23 protein-coding genes are annotated in these 17,816 nt (G+C 59.5%); 12 read left to right on the plus strand and 11 right to left on the minus strand.

Annotated features, from left to right (window positions below; translation table 11 throughout):
- Nucleotides 1-44: 44 nt before the first annotated feature.
- The 7 genes from M8997_RS18730 to M8997_RS18760 are packed head-to-tail and all read right to left on the minus strand — an operon-like array spanning nt 45 to nt 6,613.
- Nucleotides 45-626: a peroxidase-related enzyme gene (locus M8997_RS18730; protein ID WP_250019338.1), complete on the minus strand. Its 582-nt coding sequence runs from the start codon at nt 624-626 to the stop codon at nt 45-47.
- 1 nt (nt 627) lies between these two features.
- Nucleotides 628-1,122: a CMD domain protein gene (locus M8997_RS18735; RefSeq protein ID WP_250019337.1), complete on the minus strand. Its 495-nt coding sequence runs from the start codon at nt 1,120-1,122 to the stop codon at nt 628-630.
- Nucleotides 1,112-2,608 (minus strand): NAD(P)-binding domain-containing protein, encoded by a 1,497-nt coding sequence (locus M8997_RS18740; protein ID WP_250019336.1) that lies wholly within the window; start codon nt 2,606-2,608, stop codon nt 1,112-1,114. The genes M8997_RS18735 and M8997_RS18740 overlap by 11 nt, the downstream gene beginning before the upstream one ends.
- A gap of 22 nt (nt 2,609-2,630) precedes the next feature.
- A complete protein-coding gene (locus M8997_RS18745) occupies nt 2,631-3,701 on the minus strand; it encodes an ABC transporter ATP-binding protein (RefSeq protein WP_250019335.1) in 1,071 nt (356 codons plus the stop codon).
- Nucleotides 3,701-4,504: an ABC transporter permease gene (locus M8997_RS18750; protein ID WP_250019334.1), complete on the minus strand. Its 804-nt coding sequence runs from the start codon at nt 4,502-4,504 to the stop codon at nt 3,701-3,703. Before M8997_RS18750 ends, M8997_RS18745 begins: the two co-directional genes overlap by 1 nt.
- Nucleotides 4,504-5,490, minus strand: a complete 987-nt coding sequence (locus M8997_RS18755) for an ABC transporter permease (protein ID WP_250019333.1) — start codon at nt 5,488-5,490, stop codon at nt 4,504-4,506. The genes M8997_RS18750 and M8997_RS18755 overlap by 1 nt, the downstream gene beginning before the upstream one ends.
- A gap of 28 nt (nt 5,491-5,518) precedes the next feature.
- Complete coding sequence (locus M8997_RS18760; RefSeq protein WP_250019332.1) at nt 5,519-6,613, minus strand: extracellular solute-binding protein; 1,095 nt, start codon at nt 6,611-6,613, stop codon at nt 5,519-5,521.
- Between the two features lie 209 nt (nt 6,614-6,822).
- Between M8997_RS18760 and M8997_RS18765 the strand changes: the two genes are divergently transcribed.
- Complete coding sequence (locus M8997_RS18765; protein ID WP_250019331.1) at nt 6,823-7,899, plus strand: NAD/NADP-dependent octopine/nopaline dehydrogenase family protein; 1,077 nt, start codon at nt 6,823-6,825, stop codon at nt 7,897-7,899.
- A gap of 42 nt (nt 7,900-7,941) precedes the next feature.
- On the opposite strand, the gene M8997_RS18770 is transcribed toward M8997_RS18765, so the two are convergent.
- Complete coding sequence (locus M8997_RS18770; RefSeq protein WP_250019330.1) at nt 7,942-8,136, minus strand: hypothetical protein; 195 nt, start codon at nt 8,134-8,136, stop codon at nt 7,942-7,944.
- A 237-nt stretch (nt 8,137-8,373) separates the two neighbouring features.
- On the opposite strand from M8997_RS18770, the gene M8997_RS18775 reads away from it, so the two are divergent.
- The 9 genes from M8997_RS18775 to M8997_RS18815 all read left to right on the plus strand — a co-directional run bounded on the left by M8997_RS18775 (nt 8,374) and on the right by M8997_RS18815 (nt 13,106).
- A complete protein-coding gene (locus tag M8997_RS18775) occupies nt 8,374-8,640 on the plus strand; it encodes a hypothetical protein (RefSeq protein WP_250019329.1) in 267 nt (88 codons plus the stop codon).
- Nucleotides 8,641-8,669: 29 nt separating this feature from the next.
- Nucleotides 8,670-9,107: a PPC domain-containing DNA-binding protein gene (locus M8997_RS18780; RefSeq protein WP_250019328.1), complete on the plus strand. Its 438-nt coding sequence runs from the start codon at nt 8,670-8,672 to the stop codon at nt 9,105-9,107.
- Between the two features lie 88 nt (nt 9,108-9,195).
- Nucleotides 9,196-9,528: a hypothetical protein gene (locus M8997_RS18785; RefSeq protein WP_250019327.1), complete on the plus strand. Its 333-nt coding sequence runs from the start codon at nt 9,196-9,198 to the stop codon at nt 9,526-9,528.
- A 107-nt stretch (nt 9,529-9,635) separates the two neighbouring features.
- Nucleotides 9,636-10,193: a sigma-70 family RNA polymerase sigma factor gene (locus tag M8997_RS18790; RefSeq protein ID WP_250019326.1), complete on the plus strand. Its 558-nt coding sequence runs from the start codon at nt 9,636-9,638 to the stop codon at nt 10,191-10,193.
- A gap of 89 nt (nt 10,194-10,282) precedes the next feature.
- Complete coding sequence (locus M8997_RS18795; protein ID WP_250019325.1) at nt 10,283-10,957, plus strand: HAD family hydrolase; 675 nt, start codon at nt 10,283-10,285, stop codon at nt 10,955-10,957.
- Nucleotides 10,958-11,133: 176 nt separating this feature from the next.
- Nucleotides 11,134-11,496, plus strand: a complete 363-nt coding sequence (locus tag M8997_RS18800) for a hypothetical protein (RefSeq protein WP_250019324.1) — start codon at nt 11,134-11,136, stop codon at nt 11,494-11,496.
- Nucleotides 11,497-11,503: 7 nt separating this feature from the next.
- Nucleotides 11,504-11,713, plus strand: a complete 210-nt coding sequence (locus tag M8997_RS18805; RefSeq protein WP_250019323.1) for a DUF4167 domain-containing protein — start codon at nt 11,504-11,506, stop codon at nt 11,711-11,713.
- Between the two features lie 64 nt (nt 11,714-11,777).
- Complete coding sequence (locus M8997_RS18810; RefSeq protein ID WP_250019322.1) at nt 11,778-12,410, plus strand: hemolysin III family protein; 633 nt, start codon at nt 11,778-11,780, stop codon at nt 12,408-12,410.
- Nucleotides 12,411-12,884: 474 nt separating this feature from the next.
- On the plus strand, nt 12,885-13,106 hold the full coding sequence (locus tag M8997_RS18815) for a hypothetical protein (protein ID WP_250019321.1): 222 nt from the start codon (nt 12,885-12,887) through the stop codon (nt 13,104-13,106).
- Here M8997_RS18815 and M8997_RS18820 read toward each other — a convergent pair.
- Together M8997_RS18820 and M8997_RS18825 are read right to left on the minus strand one after the other, a co-directional pair.
- Nucleotides 13,103-15,172: a TRAP transporter permease gene (locus M8997_RS18820; RefSeq protein WP_250019320.1), complete on the minus strand. Its 2,070-nt coding sequence runs from the start codon at nt 15,170-15,172 to the stop codon at nt 13,103-13,105. The two genes, M8997_RS18815 and M8997_RS18820, sit on opposite strands and share 4 nt — an antisense overlap.
- Nucleotides 15,173-15,273: 101 nt before the next feature.
- Complete coding sequence (locus tag M8997_RS18825; protein WP_250019319.1) at nt 15,274-16,263, minus strand: TAXI family TRAP transporter solute-binding subunit; 990 nt, start codon at nt 16,261-16,263, stop codon at nt 15,274-15,276.
- A gap of 94 nt (nt 16,264-16,357) precedes the next feature.
- Here M8997_RS18825 and M8997_RS18830 point away from each other — a divergent pair, with 94 nt between their 5' ends.
- The gene (locus tag M8997_RS18830) at nt 16,358-16,501 is read left to right on the plus strand and encodes a DUF1236 domain-containing protein (protein WP_371929615.1); all 144 of its coding nucleotides are present in this window, start codon (nt 16,358-16,360) and stop codon (nt 16,499-16,501) included.
- Nucleotides 16,502-16,566: 65 nt separating this feature from the next.
- On the opposite strand, the gene M8997_RS18835 is transcribed toward M8997_RS18830, so the two are convergent.
- Complete coding sequence (locus M8997_RS18835) at nt 16,567-17,349, minus strand: SDR family oxidoreductase (RefSeq protein WP_250019317.1); 783 nt, start codon at nt 17,347-17,349, stop codon at nt 16,567-16,569.
- Nucleotides 17,350-17,622: 273 nt separating this feature from the next.
- Here M8997_RS18835 and M8997_RS18840 point away from each other — a divergent pair, with 273 nt between their 5' ends.
- Nucleotides 17,623-17,775, plus strand: coding sequence for a hypothetical protein (locus M8997_RS18840; RefSeq protein ID WP_250019316.1), 153 nt, complete (start codon nt 17,623-17,625; stop codon nt 17,773-17,775).
- Nucleotides 17,776-17,816 lie beyond the last annotated feature (41 nt).

Below are 17,816 nucleotides of genomic sequence, written 5' to 3' on the forward strand. Positions count from 1 at the left end.
CGAGATACTAACGTGACAATGGTAAAATATTTCCAGCGCTTCGTTCAGCCGCCCCTGACGGGCTCGCCAAGCGTGTGCATCAACCTGTTAGCCCAGCCGAAGATCGCGACGGCGTGAATAAGGTCGAGTATTTCGAGGTCGGAGAGGCCGACTTCGCGCAGATGATAGAATTGATAGACGCCGACCTTGTCGGGATTGGCCGTCAACTCGACGCCAAAATCGAATATTGCCTGATATTTCTCCGGCAGATCGGCCTTGACGCCGCGCGCATAGATCTCCTCGATGATCTCCGGCAGCTTGTCATTGGCGATGAAGCGGTTCGCATGGACGGAAGCGCAGTAGACGCAGCGATTGACGATCGAGGCGGCAAGCGCGCCAAGCTCGCGTCCGCCACGCGACAGGCCGCCTTCGCTGTACATGATGTCGTTGAACAGCGGCGTACGCTCGGCCAGCGCCTCGGCCTCCTGTGCCAGGACGAGGACATAGGCCGAGATTTTACGGTTCGAGGGTGTCACCTTCAGCGCTTCGAGCTGTTGAGGCGTGGCGCTGTCCAGATCCACCGGCGTGACGTAAGGGTCCCATCCGAGCGTATCCAGGGTGAATTCGTGCACGACTTCCTTGGCCATATCAATTGTCCCTCAACATGCGCAGACCCGCGGTCACGAGTATCTGGTAGTTCACGAGTGCTATGAGATTGGCCAGTGTCACGATGTCACGATCGTCAAGCCCGGCAGCATAGAGCCGCTCGATATCGGCGCGAGTGGCGTCTTTCGGCCGGAGCGTGACGAGATCGACGTGGCGGATGATCGCTTCCAGCCTCGCCGTCAGTCCCTCAGGACGAAGTTTCGGATCACTTATGGCGCTTTCCACTCCGTCGGGCGCTTCCTGGCCCAGAAGCTGGTCATAATGTTCCGCGAGCTCGCGTGAATTCCACAGGCGGGCCATGCGCGCCGCCAGGGCCGCCCGCATCGCATAGGACAGGTTGCGGGGATCGGATGGCTTCAGCGCCGCCTGATAGCTCGTCTGCGTCCGATGCTTCAATTCCGCACGCTGCACGCGCAGCCGAAACAGATCGGAGCCCTGCGACAGCCCGAGGACTTCATCGATAACGTCATTTGCCATTCCGGCCTCCCGCATATGTGCGTCTTGCTTCATCCGGCCCGTCCGATGGCGCGTCCGCATCGGTCCACTCGGAGCCATCCAGTTCAGGCTTCTCATAGGCGAGGAGATTGCGCCAATGAACATCTATGTCTTCGATGAACAACCCCGCGGCGATACCCTGGGCGAGCCATTGCCCACCTTCGCTGATCGCCGGTATGTCGCCGCTGACCTTGCCGATGCTCAGCGTCGCACCATAGTTGAAGCAGTGGATATCCTTGAGCCAGGGTGCGCGGCCCGGAGCTTTTGCCGTGAAGGAGAAATCGCGATTGAGCCATGGAAAGCGTGCCAGGTCCGCATTCGCCTCGTCCGCCGGCGGCGTGTAATGATCCGCCCAGGTCGATATTTCCTGTGCATAGGGTTCGAGCTCACGCCGGCTGAACGTATCGACGGTGAAGCCCGTGCCTAAAATGATGTGATCTGTCCGGAATTCGCGTCCATTGACGGTGCGAACCAGCAGCTCGTCGCCCTCGATCGCCACAGTCTCGATAGCGCAATCGAAATGGAAGAACGCGTTGTCATGCCTGCTGACCCGCAAGGTGGAGTTGTGCGGCGCCGGCGTCTGCTGCTTGAACGAGTAGTCCATGATCCGCCAGCGCCATTCCGGGCTGATTTCGGCAAAACCAGCCGTAACGCCATAGGAGCCGATGCCCATCAATTTGTTGATCGTCGGCATTGATTTGCGTCGCGCCAGAAGCCGGACTTCCTTCGCGCCATGCTCCAGCGCCTCGGCTGCATTGTCGACTGCCGAAGCGCCGACGCCGACGACGATGACCCGCTTGCCGGCGAGCGATGCGAAGTCGATCATGTCAGAGGAATGCGACCACGCATGCCGTGGAAGCGAAGACATGAAGGCCGGGATCGTGGGCCGGCCGAGCCCTTCGCGGCCCATGGCCAGCACGACCTTGCGCGTCATGATTGCCGGCTTCGCACCACCCGCAACCTCGAGCTCGAACAAGCCGTCTTCCTGCGGCCTGATCCGTGTTACATCGACGTCGTTCTCCACCGGCAGGTTAAGGACGTCGCGGTACCAGCGCAGATAGTCCATCCACATCGGCCGGGGTATCCGGAACAGCGCATCCCATTCCGCTCGGCCGAACTGGGCGGTGAACCAGGCGCGGAAGGTCAGGGAAGCCATGCCATAGGCCGGGCCGACGAGTTGCTTTGGCGAGCGCAGGGTTTCCATGCGCCCATAGGTCATCCATGGCCCCTCGCGTCCGGCGGGGTTCCTGTCCAGGATGCGGACATTCGAAATGCCGGCATTATAGAGAGCGAATGCTGCAACGAGCCCGCACATCCCCGCCCCGATGATCGTGACGTCGGCAGCCCTGTTTCCGGCAGCGTCGGATTTCACCGGCACCCAGTTTGCCGGCGGATAGTTGAGATATTCAAGGTCCTCGCGCACGCGTGCGTTGAGCGCATCCAGACCTGTTGCATCCTGTTTCAGCATTGTAGCATCGTCCCTTCGCAGATCACGCTACGAGTGCGACGGCGTGCGTCTCGTCAAAGCTCAGCCAGATCGGCCCCGGCGCGAACCCATCGGATTTGAGCGGATCCACCAGTGCATGGACGATGCGCCCCTGCGGCAGTCTTATGGTCAGCGAGCTATGATTGCCCTTGAATATCTCCTGCACCAGTTCGCCTTCGATGGCGTTGTCGCCGGCCGGCTTCACTGCCGAGCAAACGATTGCCTCGGGACGAACCGCAAGATCGACCGTATCGCCGACACCGGGCTTTCGAGCCGCGGTGCGGGCGCGCAATCTGTCGCCATCTGCATCGATGACGGCGACGTCCCCGGCAATTTCGAGTACTTTCCCCGGAAAAAAGTTGGTTTCGCCGATAAAATTGGCGACGAAGCGGCTCTCCGGCCGCCGATACAGCGTATGTGGGTCGCCCATCTGCTCGATACGGCCATTGTTCATGATCACGATCTTGTCGGACATGGTGAGGGCCTCCTCCTGATCATGCGTGACGAAGATGAAGGTCTTGCCGGTCCGTTCCTGGATGGACTTCAACTCGATCTGCATCTGCTGGCGCAGTTTGGCATCGAGCGCACTGAGCGGCTCGTCGAGCAGCAGTACGTCGGGATCCGGTGCGAGCGCTCGCATCAGGGCGACGCGCTGGCGTTGCCCTCCAGACAATTGGGCGGGCATGCGGTCGCTGAAGCCTTCGAGGCGGACGAGTTCCAGCAGTTCCGTCACGCGCCTGTGGATGCGGTCCGACGCCATGCCCTTCAGCTCCAGGCCGAAGGCGATGTTCTTGCCGACCGTCATATGCGGGAACAGCGCGTAATCCTGGAAGACGATGTTCACATTGCGCCGGTTGGGCGGCAATGAGGTGACGTCCTTGCCGCTCAAGATGATCCGGCCGGAGGTCGGCGTCTCGAACCCGCCCAGCATCCGCAGCGTCGTCGACTTGCCGCAACCGGACGGCCCGAGCAGCGTGACGAACTTTCCCGCTTCGATCTCCAGATCGAGCTTGTCCACCGCCGGCACTGCGCCATAGGTCTTGGTTACGTTGTCGAAATGTACGATAGGCTGCATCAGCTGATCCTTGATCGGCGGGTAAGACGCTCGGCATAAAGCCCGACAGCGGCGGTAACGATAACGACGAGTGTCGCCATGGCATTGATCTCTGGCGACATTCCGCCCTGCACCTTGGCGAAGATGAGCATGGGCAGCGTCGGCCTGTAGCCTCCAAGGAAGAAGGTCCGGACGAAATCGTCAATGCTCGTCAACGCGCAGAAGATCATGCCGCCGACCAGAGCCGGTCCAAGGAAGGGCAACGTGACGCGGCAGAAGGCAATGAAACTGTCCGCGCCGAGATCGCGCGCCGCATCGACAAGATTGGCTGGCATGGTGCGCAGGCGGGTCAGCACCATGATCACGACGAATGGAACGGCGTGAACCGTGTGGCCCATGATGATCGCCGCCGTGCCCGTCTGCATGTCGAGGACGCTGACGAATATGCGCAGCGAGATCGCCGAGATCATGCCGGGAACCACCGCTGGAAGACAGGCCAGGGCGAACAGCAGCGCTTTGCCCCAGATGCCTTCGGCCGAGATGAGCATCGATATCCAGACGCCGATGATCGTCGCGAAACAGGTCGTGGCAAAGGCGATGAAGAGCGAATAAACGAAGGCCGAGAGGAATTGCTGGTCCTGCACGACTTTCGCGTACCAGTCGAGGGTCCAGTTGCTTATGGGGAATGCGATGAATGTCGCATCCTTGAAGCTCATGGCGAACATCAGCAGCAGCGGACCGAGCAGATATATGACGAATGCCCAATAGAAGCCCGTCAACATGGTGCGCGGTGCGTCCGCAAAAAGGAAGGATTTGTTGCTCATCACATGAACCTCGTGGAGCGCGAACCGCCGACGATGCGCATGAACAGGCCCGCGATCGCCAGGGCGGCGACCAGCATGATCATGGAGAAGGCAGCGCCAACCGGCCATTTGTCACTGGCGCCATGGAAGAAGGCGGAGATGATCTCCGGAAAGATCACGGTCCCCGGACCGCCAAGCAGCAGTGGTGATGCGAAGACGCCGACACAGGTCAGGAAGACGAGGCTGCAGCCGGAAACGATGCCGTCTTTCGACAGGGGCAGGATGATCCGGCGAAACCGGGTCAGCGGCCCGGCTCCGAGATCCGCCGCGGCGTCGACGAGATGGCTCGGTATCTTCTCGATCGCCGCATAAAGCGGCAGCAGCATGAACAGCGCTATCAGATAGAGCACGCCGAAGCTCAATGAGAAATAATTGTACAGCAACGGAATGGGGCGGTCGATCAAGCCGAGTTCCCGCATCAGGACATTTGCCGCGCCCCTGTTGGCGAGGAGCATGATCACCGAAAACGTCCGGATCAGTTCTCCCGCCCAGAACGGCACCAGCAACAGCAGGAGGGCCTTGGTCCGCCGGCGCGGATCGACTACCTTCGCGACATAATAGGCGACGGGGTAGACGATGACCAACGCCGCCAGCGTAACGCAGGCCGAGAAGATCAGGCTGCGGACAAACGGGACGAAATAGACCGAATCGGCAAAGAATATCTGGTAATTGGCCCAGGTATAGGCTCCGGAGCTTCCTGCCGGGATCGGGAATTGTTGGAGGAAGCTTATGCGCGCGAGCTGGAAGATCGGGCCGATGTGAAAGACCACGATCCACAGCAGCGGAACCGCCAACAGCATCGCCAGCCGCCCGGCCCGGCTTTGTGCAAGCATGCCTATGCTGAAACGATAGGCGCTCGACCCGGCAAGCCGGCCAATCCATCCGCTATAGCGCGGTGCGTTCCCGGTCGGCCCACCGGAGCGGGCCGGGTTATCTCGATCATTCATGCCAACCTGTCTCCGCTGCCACGGCCGCTCAGGCCGCTTTTATCTCGGCGACGGCACGGTCGATAAGCTCGTTCTTCATGTCGCGATTGACGGAACTGAAGAACTGGATGCGCTGGATCTGCTCTTCGGGCAGCGTCGACGCTGCTCTTTCGCGATCGTTGAGAACCTTATCTACCCCATTGAACGTCGAGGTAAAGCCCGATTGCCGCGTCATGGCCGCACCGATTTCCGGAGATGCGAGAATCGCATCGAGGAAGAGATAGGCGCTGTCCGCATTCGGGGCATTGTTGACGACATTGAAGGAATAGAGGAAGCCGTAGGTCCCTTCCTTCGGTATGGACAGCTCGATCGGATGCCCGTCCATGATCAGCTTCGATGTCGGGCCCGACCACGTCTGCGCAAGATAGATGTCCTCATTGACGAACATCTGCTGCATTTCCGAGCCTGCGTCGTAATATTTCCGCACCATGTCCTTGTGCTTGATCAGGAAATCGCGCGCCTCGTTGGTCGCCTGCTGGGCTTCCTCGCGCTTGCCCTCGTAAGTGACGTAGTCGCCGTCCTTGCCAAGATAGCGCATCGTGATCGAGAGAAAATCGCTGATGATATAGGATGTGTAGGATTTGTATTCCGGATCGAACAGGATGCTCCAGCTATCGGAGGCCTTCGTATATTCGGTATTTCGGGCCAGTGCCTCGAAACCTGCGAGGAGAGGCACGCCCCAGACCTTGCCATCGATGGTCAGCTGGGGCGCATCCTTGTAGCTCGGCGCGAGATTGCCCCAGTTTTTCAACCGGCCCGTATCGACCGCTGCGAGGAGATTGGAGTTGATGAACTGGGTCAGCCTGTGACCCGTCACCGTCACGATATCCGTCGAAGGATTGGAGCCTTCCGCGGTCAGCAGATTATATTGCTTGCCCTGGTCGTCCGTCAGGCGGATGCGCACCTCGATACCGGTATCGCTCTGGAACTTGTCGATGAATTCCTGCGGTACGAACTTGTCATAGGTCGTGATGTTCAGAACTTTGCCCTGGGCCCAGGATGCCCGTGGGCGGATAATCATCGGCGCCGCAAGAACACCCATGAGCTTCAGTGCCTGACGGCGGTTTGTCGTCAATCCGTTCATATCTCTCTCACTTCCCCTTTGGCTCGTCTGCCGGGTCGTTGCGGCCAAAAACCCGCTGCCGCGGTGCAACAGGCCAGCCGATCGCCCCTGTGCTTCATCGCTCATTGAACACAACTCCAACATAAAATACAAATGTAAATTCAAGCAGATTCGACAGGTTTCCGGTCATATCCGCTGTCGTTGTCTCAAATGGTTAATCGGGAGAAGTCATGCGCATTGGAATTCTTGGGGCCGGAGCGATCGCCTTCGGATGTGCCGCCTATCTGGCACGGGCGGGCCATACACCGGTCATCTGGTCCCCCTCCGGCACGAAAACGGCCGAACTCGCGGTTGGCAACAAGTTGCGGGCCACATCGGCCATCGAAGGCGAGTTCGAGGTTGGCGCGGCGCGCGATTGCGAGGATGCGGTTGCCACTTCCGATGCCGTGCTCATTGCCCTGCCCGCCTATGGCCACAGGGCGGTGATGGATGCAGCAATCGAACATCTGCGCCCTGGGCAGCCGGTCATCATCAGTTCCCACACATCGTTTGGCGCACTTTATCTGTCAAGGCTCCTGGCTGCCCGCGGGTTGGAATTGCCGATCATCGTCTGGGGCACGACGGTGACTACCGGCAGGCAAAAGAGCCTTACGGAGGTGAACGTAGCCACCGTGCGGGAGAAAGTGGACGTTGCGACCCTGCCTGCCAGCGCGATCGACGCGGGTTGGACGCTGTGCACGCAGCTTTTCGGCGACCGTTTCGTCAAGCGCGACGGCATGCTTGCGATTTCGCTCAGCAATCTCAATCCGCAGAACCATCTCGGCATCGCGATGCTCAATCTGACCCGAATGGAAAAGGGCGAGGTCTGGGGTCAGGGCGAGCATGTCACACCGGCTGTCGGCCGTCTTATAGAGGCGCTGGACGAGGAGCGGCTGGCGATCGCCGGTAGTTTCGGGCTGAAGGTTCGGACGGTGTACGAGCATTTCTCGCTGTCATTCCACGTGCCCATGGCCTCCGTCTCCGAAATGAACCAGGAAATGCATCGCCAGGGTCGTGGCGGCTTTGGTCCCACGACAATCGAAAGCCGATACATTCTCGAGGATGCGCCGTTCGGCCTTTGGCCGACAGCATTGCTTGGCCGTATCAGCGGGCATCCTGCCTCGCTACATGAGGCGGGGGTGGCCATCTACTCCGCCGCCTACGGGCGAGATCTCAAGGCGGACAATGATCTCTTGCCCGAACTCGGGCTGGAAGGCATCGCACCCGAAGAACTGAAGCGCCTCTGCGAGCAGGGTTTCGCCAAATAGTCCGACATTGCACGGGAGCGGCGGGAGGCGGCTCGCGGCTCCCTAGGACCTGGTCTGACCGACTTTCATCTTGAGCTGTTCGACGTGCCTGGTGAGCTTTTCCTCGAGCTGCTCCCAAAGCTGCCGCGTCGGCTCCGATATTGGTTCGTTCAGTAGGGATTCACGCAGTTCCTTGAACGCCTGATCGAGATTCTCCGCCATAAGTTCGTCTGCGACGGGCTTTTTATTGCCGCTCATATTTCCTCGCTCAACCCACCAGCCAGCCATGTCCCGCGCAGGGCCGGCAACCTGCCTGCACGCAAATCGTTGACGCGGATATAAGCGCAAGGACCCCGCCGAGGGAGAATACCAATGACGGGAACTCAATTGCAACAGCCGCGCATGGTCAAGAGCGCTCCATCGCCAAATCGTGACCGCGAGGGAACAAGACCGCGATCTGTCGGTTGAAGAACAGGCGGCGGCGAGGGAGGAAACATGAGCACCATTACGGAAGAGGCCGGCACGGGAAGATTGTCAGATGGCGATGGAGAAATCGAAGTCAGCTACCGGATCGAACGTGGCGGCGATGTCATGAAGGCAGATATCGTCGGGACGCTGGTTGCCGTTGATGCGAGCGACCTGCGCAAGCTCAACAATGCGTCGGACGCGTCCTTGACACTTGAGGACGGAACGACCCTGAAGGTCAGCCTTGTCGGTACCGGCGTGAGCGGGCCGATGAAATTCATCTGTCATCCGAGTTGAAATCGCATTCAGTCGAAGGATCAAAAACGATGAAGCACAAGACCTTGGCGGAAAATGATGGAGCACGTTCGCTCGCCCTGATACTCGACGCGGGCGAAGAAGCATTCGAGGCGATCAGCCGTTTTGCGAGGGAGCAGAATATTCAGAGTGCATCGCTGAGCGCCATCGGCGCCTTCGAATATGCAACGGTCGGATGGTTCGATCTGGAGACGAAACACTATCACGAAATTCCCGTGCGCCAGCAATGCGAGGTACTTAGCGCAATCGGAGACATCGCGCTGGACGATACCGGCAAGCCGGCGCTTCACATCCATGCCGTGCTTGGACTGTCGGACGGCACGACGCGAGGCGGGCATTTCCTCGACGGTCTCGTTCGCCCGACCCTCGAGGTCACGGTGCATGAGACGCCGGCAACGCTGCGGCGCAAGCGCAATGCAGAGTTCGGCATCTCCCTCATCGATATTTAACGCCCCGGCGCGGCTTGTTGCGCAGCGAGAATCACCGCAGGTTGCCCGAACCGGCGCGGTTGCGCTCCATTTCGGCTGAGGTCACGGCATGACTCTGGTGGGATCGGTGCTGCTCGCCGCATCGACTTTTGTGTTTCTGCTAGCGGCGAGTTTCGCCAAGAGCTGGGCCGTGGCACCCGGCAACTGGAAGCTGGTCGCAACCCTCATTCTTTATTCGGTCGGCAATCTCGTCATGCTGCGGCTGGTGCGGGAGTTCGGCATGAGCATCGCATTCAGCCTCTCCGCCGTCATTCAGCTCATAGCGATCAATATCATCGCGGTCGGCTTCTATGGCGAACGATTGAGCCTGCTGCAAATATCGGGCGTGGTGCTGGCGATCATTGCCGTTCTGCTGATTACTTTCGCCCCCTCCGCCCGCTGAAAGACTGTACGGTTTTGACCCTTCTTGGCGGCAACTGAAAAAGTCCTTCGCACTCGGAACCCAAACTAGCCTCAACCATTTCCCTTGCTTCGGAAGGGAGTTAATCGATGGCTTTTCGAGAGCAGGCACCGGAGACGGGTTCCGAGGGGCTTAGCGTCAGGGAAGAGATCGTGCAGGCGATCCCTGCCTTGCGATTATTCGCTCGGAGCTTTCACAAGGAAGCGGACAGAGCTGACGACCTTGTACAGGAAACGCTGATGAAGGCTTATGCCTCGCTTCATCAATTCACGCCGGGAACGAAACTGAAATCCTGGCTCTTCACCATAATGCGCAATGCCCACAATACCAACTACAAGCGCCGCGTGCGCGAGGCCACGGGGTTTGAAGGCGATGTTGGCGATCAGGCAATACCGGTCGCTCCGACGCAGGAATGGACCTTGCGCGGGCACGAGCTTCAGGACGCGCTCCACCGCCTGGCGCCCGAATTCCGCGAGGCCCTGATGCTGGTCTGCGTCATGGGCTCCTCCTATGAGGAAGCGGCGGAAGCCATGGGCTGCCCTTTGGGTACGATTCGCAGCCGGGTGAACCGCGGGAGACAATATCTTCTGGAACAGCTCCAGGAGCAGAGCCGCGATACCGCCATCGAAACAGACACCGTCACCTGACCAGAGCATCCACTTTGGCCGGAAGCCTTGTCCTCGCTTTCCGACTGTGGTCACATGCCAGGGTCCATGATCGCAGCAGGAGCAGTTCGATGCGCATCCAGCCCGTATTCCTATTCGATCTCGACGGCACACTGGTCGACAGCGTCTACCAGCACGTGCTTGCCTGGAAGGAAGCCCTCGACAGCGAGGGCATCGACCTTTCGGTCTGGCGCATCCACCGCAAGATCGGCATGAGCGGCGGACTGTTCACCAATCAGTTGCTGCGCGAGACGGGCATGGAATTCAGCGCCGAGCGCGTCGAACGGCTGCGACAGGCGCATGCCGCCGCCTATCAGCGCCAGTCCAGCAATATCCGCCCCCTGCCCGGCGCATCGGAACTGCTCGATTGGCTATCCGCGGCAGGCATTCCCTGGGCGATCGCCACGAGCGGACGCATGGAGACCGCGGCGGTCAATCTTGCCGCACTCGGCGTGGATCCGCAGAAGTCCCCGGTCGTCACACGCGACATGGTCAAATATGCCAAGCCCGATCCCGACCTGTTTCTCGCGGCTGCCGCGCGTCTCGAGGCGCCGATCGACACTGCAGTCGTCGTCGGCGACAGTATCTGGGACATGCTGGCCGCGGTGCGATGCCGTGCGCTCGGCGTCGGGTTGCTCAGCGGCGGCTATGGTCCTGAGGAATTGCGCGAATCCGGTGCATTCCGGGTCTATGACGATCCGGCGGATCTGCTCGAACATATCGATGAAGTCGGCGGACGCACCTAGTGACCTTATGTTTCTAGTGTGGTTTTCGGAATTGAAATACGCTCCGCCCCCCCGCCGCCATAGTCAGGCGTATTTCAATTCCACCACACTAGCTCGACGCTGCTCGACCGGGCAAAAACATTATTCCGCTGCCTGGCTTGCAAGTAGCCATCGACAGCCCTATCTATGAGAAGCCGATGCACATTCCGGCACCCCGTAGATCGGGAATTCTTCCGTCATTTGCTCCGATTGCGCGTTTTGCGCCAGAGCATGACTCAGAACTCACTTTCCACAAAGAAGAAACAATGCACGGATCAACGTGCCAAGGGACCAACATGTACAATACATATAATGAAAACAACCGGCAGATTTCTGCCAAGGACACATGGCGCCAGGCGCCGGCTCATTTGAAGACTTCACATCCGAGGCCCTCGAATTTGCAGCCCACGAATCTGAAGCCCAAGAACCTGAAGAATGCCGGACACGTCGGACGATCAACTGACAAGCCGTTGTTCACGCGTGAGGAAATGCGCGAGATCGTCGCGCAGCAGATCGATTGAGAACCAGATGAAAAACAGACAGACCAGAACCCCGAGACAATCGGATAACCGCTCCAACGACGACAATGCCAGAAGGAACTATGAGAAGTACCTGGCCCAGGCAGAACAGCAGGTCGTCGCTGGAAACCATTCGGAAGCCGAGAATCTTTATCAGCACGCCGAGCATTATTTCCGGCGCATGAACAGGTCATCGGCAAATAACGACACTGCGGGTTGAACCGCAGAGCCGACACGGACATTATACCGGATAGCCCATTCCGGGTAATGCAGGAGACTACGGCTTGAACTCACCAGGGGCTCCCACAGCGGCCATCCGCCAATATTCGGTCGCCGAATATCGGGCGGATTGCGTGCTGCATATCGTCGGGGTCCTCCTGGGTTTGACAGGCGCTGTGGTGCTCCTCTCGGGGTCGAACCAGCTGGGCCCAGCACCGGCGATCATTTATGCTGCGACGCTGTTGCTGTCGCTGGGTATCTCGGCCGCCTACAACATGTGGCCGGCCACGCCGATCAAGATGCAATTGCGGCGCTGGGATCATTCGGCGATCTACCTGCTGATTGCCGGCACCTATACGCCGTTCTTTGCGCAGTGCCAGCTGTGGACCTTGATGGCGGCCGTCTGGGCAAGTGCGCTGGTCGGCGTCGTGCTGAAACTGATCAGGCCCGACAATATGGTGGCATTGTCGATCGTGTTCTACCTCGCTCTCGGCTGGAGCGGCGTCCTTGCCTATCCGGTATTGGCCGAGCGGCTGGCGCCGGAGGTATTATGGTTGATCGTCGCCGGCGGCCTGGTCTATTCCGCGGGTGTGATCTTTCACGTCTTCGAGCGCATCCCCTTCAATACGGCGATCTGGCACGGCTTCGTCGTTCTCGCAGCGACGATCCATTTCATAGCCGTCTACAACGTCTCCTGAAGGGCTACTCGCCTCCAAGCTGCCGTCTTGCGCCTGAGTGCGCGAAAAAACGCCCGATTTGCAATTAATCTTGAAGCATTATTGAAGTTGTTTTTTGAGGGTTTCCCCTCAATTCCATTCGACATTCATAGTGAGTTGGCTTTATCTTTGTACGCTATCGACCGAGTTGCGGCATGATCTTTGGGGGGAGCCATGATCCACAGTTTGCTTGCGCTTGCCACGACAGGGTTTTCACCTGCCGTCGCGTTCGCTGCCACACCGGCGCGGCATGAACCTCGCCCTTACGTGCCGTTGCCGCTCGAGTGACGATCGTGTCCCCAACCGGACATGCGCCAGCGACCTTGTTATCTGTTGCCCGTTTCCTACCCGCTACCGCCAGCCAGACAAGAGCGCTCTGGCTGTTGTCGATCCTGACCCTCCGGTTGTTCCACGGGCTTGCGCGCGATTGAACATACCCTGACCGAAAGAGAGAACATGATGATTCCAATCTCTCCACCGCAAAGCTACCTGGACGAGACCGCCCGGCTGAAGGGCTGCAAACTGGCGCTCGAAGCTCGTTTCATCGTTCTCTTTGGCGACGCCTGTATCGTCGGTTGGGAGAAAGGCGAGGTCTTGAAGGCCATCGCCGAACTTGCAGCCGATCTGACCCGCGCGCTGGAACTGGACAAGGTCAAACGCCAGCGGGCCTCACATTAGACCGAAACACCGCCCGCCAATGTACCTGCCCTCATCGCCTTCAATTGGCGTACCAGCACCGGCACAACCAGAATCACCCCGGCAAGCGACGAATAGAACTCCGGCACGACGAGCAATATTGCCCCGATCACCAGCAGCACCTGTTCCCATACACGCGTGCGCACCAGCATATATCCCGACAGCGCCGCGCCAAGGAAGGTGATTCCAAGCACACAGCCTATGAAAGCGGTCAAGAAGGCGCTCCATGTGAAATTTTGGGTGACGAGCAGCAATGATGGCGAGAAGACGAAAACGAACGGCACCAGAACCTTGCCGAGGCCAAGCCGGAACGCGGTATTGCCCGTCTTGAACGGATCGGCTCCCGCCATGCCGGCGGCAGCATAGGCGGCGAGCGCGACAGGCGGGGTGATATCGGCGAGAACACCGTAATAGAACACGAAGAAATGGGCCACGATCGGCTCGACACCGAGCAGTCCAAGCGCTGGCGCGGCGATAGTGGCCATGATGATGTAGTTCGCTGTCGTCGGGATGCCGCAGCCCATCAGAATGCAGACGATGCCCGTCATGATCAGCGTGAAAAGCAAGGTCAGCGTCTGCGGAGCAAACAACATGGATGGCAATATCGAGCCGAACCAGGTCGCCATCTCGGCGGCAGTCGATGTCACGATGAAGGAGATCTTGAACCCGACGCCGGTCAATGTCACCACGCCGACGACAATGCCGACGGTGGCGGCGGCAGCGCCGACCGCCAGAGCGTATTTGGCGCCATCGCGCAGCGAATCGAACACTTCCATGATCGTCATGCGCTTGCGTGGATTGAACAATCCCACGAGCACGCAAAGGGTGATGCCCCAGAACGCAGCGAGGTATGGCGTGTAGCCGGCCAGCAATATTCCCACGAGGACGATGAGCGGAATGACCGTCGGCCAATCGCGCTTGAAGGCTTCCTTGAGGTCCGGCATCTCCTCGGGCGTCATTCCACGCAGGCCGGAACGCTTGGCTTCGAAATGAACCTGCACCAGAACGCCGAAGAAATGCATGAATGCGGGGACGATGGCGGCCAGTATGATCGTCGTATAGGGCAGATCGAGGAACTCGATCATCAGGAAGGCAGCCGCGCCCATGATGGGTGGCGTGATCTGGCCGCCGGTCGACGAGGCCGATTCTACGGCCGCCGCGAAATGGCGCTTGTAGCCGAGCCGGATCATGGCCGGAATGGTCAGCGAGCCGACAGTGACCGTATTGGCGACGGACGAACCGGATATCATGCCGAACAGCGCCGAGCCGAAGATCGACACCTTGGCCGGACCACCGGCATAGCGCCCGGCTACCCAGGCGGCGCAATCGAGGAACAATTGCCCGAGGCCGATCCGTGTCGCGAACACGCCGAAAAGCACGAAATGGAAGACATACGTCGCGACGACGCCGAGGGCGATGCCATAGATGCCCTGGGTGGTAAGATAAAGATGATCGATGAGCTGCGAAACCGTTGCGCCCGGATGAACGAGGATGCCGGGCATCGACTGCCCGAAAATTCCATAGGCCATGAAAAGGATGGCAATGATTGGCAGGGGCCAGCCCACCGAGCGCCGCGTCGCCTCCAGGAGCACAATGACGAGGATGCTTCCAAGGACGACATCCGTCTGTGTCGGGTTGCCAACCCGGAAGGCCAGTTCGTCCAGAGGTATGAGCGGAACATGGAGAACCGCAACGACGGCGCCCAGCGCGAGCAGCCAGTCGAGGATGGATATGCCGAACGGTCTCAGCAGCGAGGCCGTAGCGGGCTGGTCATAGCCCTTGCGCGAGAACGGAAAGACCAGGAATACCAGACCGAGGACGAATGACAGATGGATCCCGCGATGAACCATCTCCGACAGCAGGCCGAAGCCTGCGGTGTAGTAGTGGAATATCGAGAGCGTGACCAGCAATGCCCCGACGACCCAGCCGATCTTTGGCGAAAGCGGGCGGAACCGTATCTCCGAATCGAATTTCTCCTCAAGCTCGCGCGCTTTCGCTTCGTCAAGTTCCATCGGGGATATGGGTTTGTCGGTCGATGAGTCGCTCATCAGAACTCCATTCTTTCAAATACCAATCCAGCCAGATGCCAATCCAGCAGGAAACGCGGCCAAAGGGCCGCGTTTCACAATGGCGACGGCAGCTGCCGCTGCTATTTCAGAACACCGGCTTCCTTGTAGAAGCGCTCGGCCCCGGGATGGAGCGGAATGCCCAATCCGGTGGTCGCGTTTTTCAGGGTGATCAACTTGCCCTTGGCGTGACCGGCATCCAGCGCAGCGCGCGTGGCGTCGTTCCACATCACCTTGGTGATGTTGTAGACCAGCTCCTCCGGCTGCTTCGCGCTCGTAACCCATTGGGCCGCCACGGAAATGGTCGGTGTTTCCGCAACGCCCTGGTAGGTGTCGGCCGGCACGACGTCCTTGGCGAAGAAGCTGTAATCCTTGAGCAGCTTCTCGGCTTCCGGACCGGTGATGGGCACCAGCGAAATGCCGCTGGAGGTGGCAAGTTCCGAAATGGCGCCGGTGGGATAACCGCCGACGAAGAAATAGGCGTCGAGCGCGCCGTCGCGCAGGCGTTCGCCTGCTGGACCCGGCTTCAAATGCTCGGCCTGAACGTCATCTTCCGTCAACCCATAGGCGGCGAGGACGATCTTCGCATCCACGATCGTGCCCGAACCAGGCTCGTCGAGGGAAACGCGCTTGCCCTTCAAATCGGCGACGGACTTGATGTTGGCACCCTTGCGCGCCACCAGATGGATCGTCTCCGGATAGAGCGTTGCGATCAGGCGAAGATCGTCGACCTTGCCCTTGCCCTCGTAGAGACCCGTGCCGCTATGGGCCCAATAGGCCACATCCGACTGCGTCATGCCGGATTCAAGGCTGCCGCCCTTGATCGCATTGATGTTCGCAACGGAGCCGTTGGAAGACACGGCCGTGGCAACCAATCCCGGCACGCCCTTGTCGCCGGAGCCTGAGATCGCGTTGGCGATAAGCCCGCCTATCGGGTAATAGGTTCCGGCCGTTCCACCGGTGCCGATGCGGAAGAATGCCGGCGTCTGTGCGATCGCCAGCGATGCGCCAATCGCCATCGAACCGATTATGGCGGCAACGGCCAGCGGCCGGAACTTCAGCTTGAACTTCATTTCAGTCCCCTTTGATCTTGCGTCAAGCGACGGAGGATCATGATCGGCGGGAGGAAAGTCAACTCCAGTTGCAGAACTTGCACGTGGAAATTGTATTGCCGTTGGCTCGACCTTGCCCGAGACGGTCGAGTTGCACACGCTTGACGTACCGGAAGTCAATGATCGCTACGTCATTGTCGATGGCCAGACAGTGCTTGGTGAGCGGGCGACGCGCAAGATCGCGAGAATCATCAAATAATCGAGAAATGACCGCGGCGGTCGGATGGCGCCGCGGTCAGGGACATTTCCCACTGCCGGGAAGTATCAGCCCATGGTGGAATTGTAGGCACCGCCGTCGAGCAGGATGTTCTGGCCGACGATGAAGCCTGAATATTGGCTGCAGAGGAAGGCTGCCGCCGCCCCGAATTCTTCCGATGTACCGTAGCGGCCCGCAGGATTCTTCCGATAGGCTTCCGCACGGGCCTCCTCGACGGAAATATTCTGCGTTGCGGCGGCTTTCTCCAGAAAGCCCTTGGTCCTGTCGGTATCATGCGAGCCCGGCAGGAGATTGTTGATGATCACGCCATGCCTGGCTACCTGGCGTGCCGTTCCCGCGACGAAACCAGTCAGGCCCGCCCGGGCGGAGTTCGACAGGCCAAGTTGCGCTATCGGCGCCTTGACCGAACTGGAGGTGATGTTGACCACCCTGCCCCATTTCCGCGCAATCATGCCCGGCAGGATGGCGTTCATCAGGAAGATCGGCGTCAACATATTGTTGTTCAGCGCCGACGTCCATTCCGCCTCGCCCCAGTCCGACCACGCGCCGGGCGGCGGTCCACCCGCATTGTTGATGAGAATATCGGGCTCGGGCTCGGCCTTCAGCAGCGCCTGCCGCCCCACCTCGGTGGTGACGTCTTCGGCGACGATCTGCACCTTGACATTGTACTTCCGTGCGATCTCGTCAGCCGTCGCCCGCAATGTCGATTCAGTTCGTGCATTCAGCGTCAGATCGACGCCGGCCTCCGCGAGCTTTTCCGCGACGCCGCGCCCAAGTCCCTTCGAACTGGCGCATACGATCGCCCGCCGGCCCCTGATGCCAAGATCCATATGTTCTCTCCATTGTCTTTCGCGCACGATCATAATTGCAGGCGGGGCACATGCAAGGCTTGCCACAGGGAGATATTGTCCATGCCGGAGGCCGATTGACGGTCCTGCGCACCAATTCGGGCGCTTCCGGCGGCAGAATTTCACGTTATCCCAAGCGAATTTGGTAAAGAATGCCTGTTTTTTGGCTCTGCCGTTCGATTAAGCTCTTGTCACAAATGTTTTATGCGTCAATGATACCGACCATACGAATTTGTTGGGCGGAACGGAGTCGTGATGAGTGATTTTTCGGGTTATGATGATATCGAAGAGGACGACGATGCTGCGTGGTCCTGCGCGTCATGCCCGATACGCTACCTCTCGGCACTTGGTATCGTGGTAGCCATGGCTATCCTTGTCACCGGCCTTTGCGGCGGTATCTCCATCTAGATCAAGCCATTTGAATTGACGGTATCGTCGCGGCAACGGTG

Origin of the sequence: Phyllobacterium sp. 21LDTY02-6, from assembly GCF_023554255.2 — a bacterium.
Taxonomy (GTDB): Bacteria; Pseudomonadota; Alphaproteobacteria; order Rhizobiales; family Rhizobiaceae; genus Phyllobacterium.

Bases quoted from the DNA above. Each gene is read 5' to 3' on its own strand.
- M8997_RS18730 (WP_250019338.1), bottom strand. From the start codon at position 626: ATGGCCAAGGAAGTCGTGCACGAATTCACCCTGGATACGCTCGGATGG.
- M8997_RS18735 (WP_250019337.1), bottom strand. From the start codon at position 1,122: ATGGCAAATGACGTTATCGATGAAGTCCTCGGGCTGTCGCAGGGCTCC.
- M8997_RS18740 (WP_250019336.1), bottom strand. From the start codon at position 2,608: ATGCTGAAACAGGATGCAACAGGTCTGGATGCGCTCAACGCACGCGTG.
- M8997_RS18745 (WP_250019335.1), bottom strand. From the start codon at position 3,701: ATGCAGCCTATCGTACATTTCGACAACGTAACCAAGACCTATGGCGCA.
- M8997_RS18750 (WP_250019334.1), bottom strand. From the start codon at position 4,504: ATGAGCAACAAATCCTTCCTTTTTGCGGACGCACCGCGCACCATGTTG.
- M8997_RS18755 (WP_250019333.1), bottom strand. From the start codon at position 5,490: ATGAATGATCGAGATAACCCGGCCCGCTCCGGTGGGCCGACCGGGAAC.
- M8997_RS18760 (WP_250019332.1), bottom strand. From the start codon at position 6,613: ATGAACGGATTGACGACAAACCGCCGTCAGGCACTGAAGCTCATGGGT.
- M8997_RS18765 (WP_250019331.1), top strand. From the start codon at position 6,823: ATGCGCATTGGAATTCTTGGGGCCGGAGCGATCGCCTTCGGATGTGCC.
- M8997_RS18770 (WP_250019330.1), bottom strand. From the start codon at position 8,136: ATGAGCGGCAATAAAAAGCCCGTCGCAGACGAACTTATGGCGGAGAAT.
- M8997_RS18775 (WP_250019329.1), top strand. From the start codon at position 8,374: ATGAGCACCATTACGGAAGAGGCCGGCACGGGAAGATTGTCAGATGGC.
- M8997_RS18780 (WP_250019328.1), top strand. From the start codon at position 8,670: ATGAAGCACAAGACCTTGGCGGAAAATGATGGAGCACGTTCGCTCGCC.
- M8997_RS18785 (WP_250019327.1), top strand. From the start codon at position 9,196: ATGACTCTGGTGGGATCGGTGCTGCTCGCCGCATCGACTTTTGTGTTT.
- M8997_RS18790 (WP_250019326.1), top strand. From the start codon at position 9,636: ATGGCTTTTCGAGAGCAGGCACCGGAGACGGGTTCCGAGGGGCTTAGC.
- M8997_RS18795 (WP_250019325.1), top strand. From the start codon at position 10,283: ATGCGCATCCAGCCCGTATTCCTATTCGATCTCGACGGCACACTGGTC.
- M8997_RS18800 (WP_250019324.1), top strand. From the start codon at position 11,134: ATGCACATTCCGGCACCCCGTAGATCGGGAATTCTTCCGTCATTTGCT.
- M8997_RS18805 (WP_250019323.1), top strand. From the start codon at position 11,504: ATGAAAAACAGACAGACCAGAACCCCGAGACAATCGGATAACCGCTCC.
- M8997_RS18815 (WP_250019321.1), top strand. From the start codon at position 12,885: ATGATGATTCCAATCTCTCCACCGCAAAGCTACCTGGACGAGACCGCC.
- M8997_RS18820 (WP_250019320.1), bottom strand. From the start codon at position 15,172: ATGAGCGACTCATCGACCGACAAACCCATATCCCCGATGGAACTTGAC.
- M8997_RS18825 (WP_250019319.1), bottom strand. From the start codon at position 16,263: ATGAAGTTCAAGCTGAAGTTCCGGCCGCTGGCCGTTGCCGCCATAATC.
- M8997_RS18835 (WP_250019317.1), bottom strand. From the start codon at position 17,349: ATGGATCTTGGCATCAGGGGCCGGCGGGCGATCGTATGCGCCAGTTCG.
- M8997_RS18840 (WP_250019316.1), top strand. From the start codon at position 17,623: ATGAGTGATTTTTCGGGTTATGATGATATCGAAGAGGACGACGATGCT.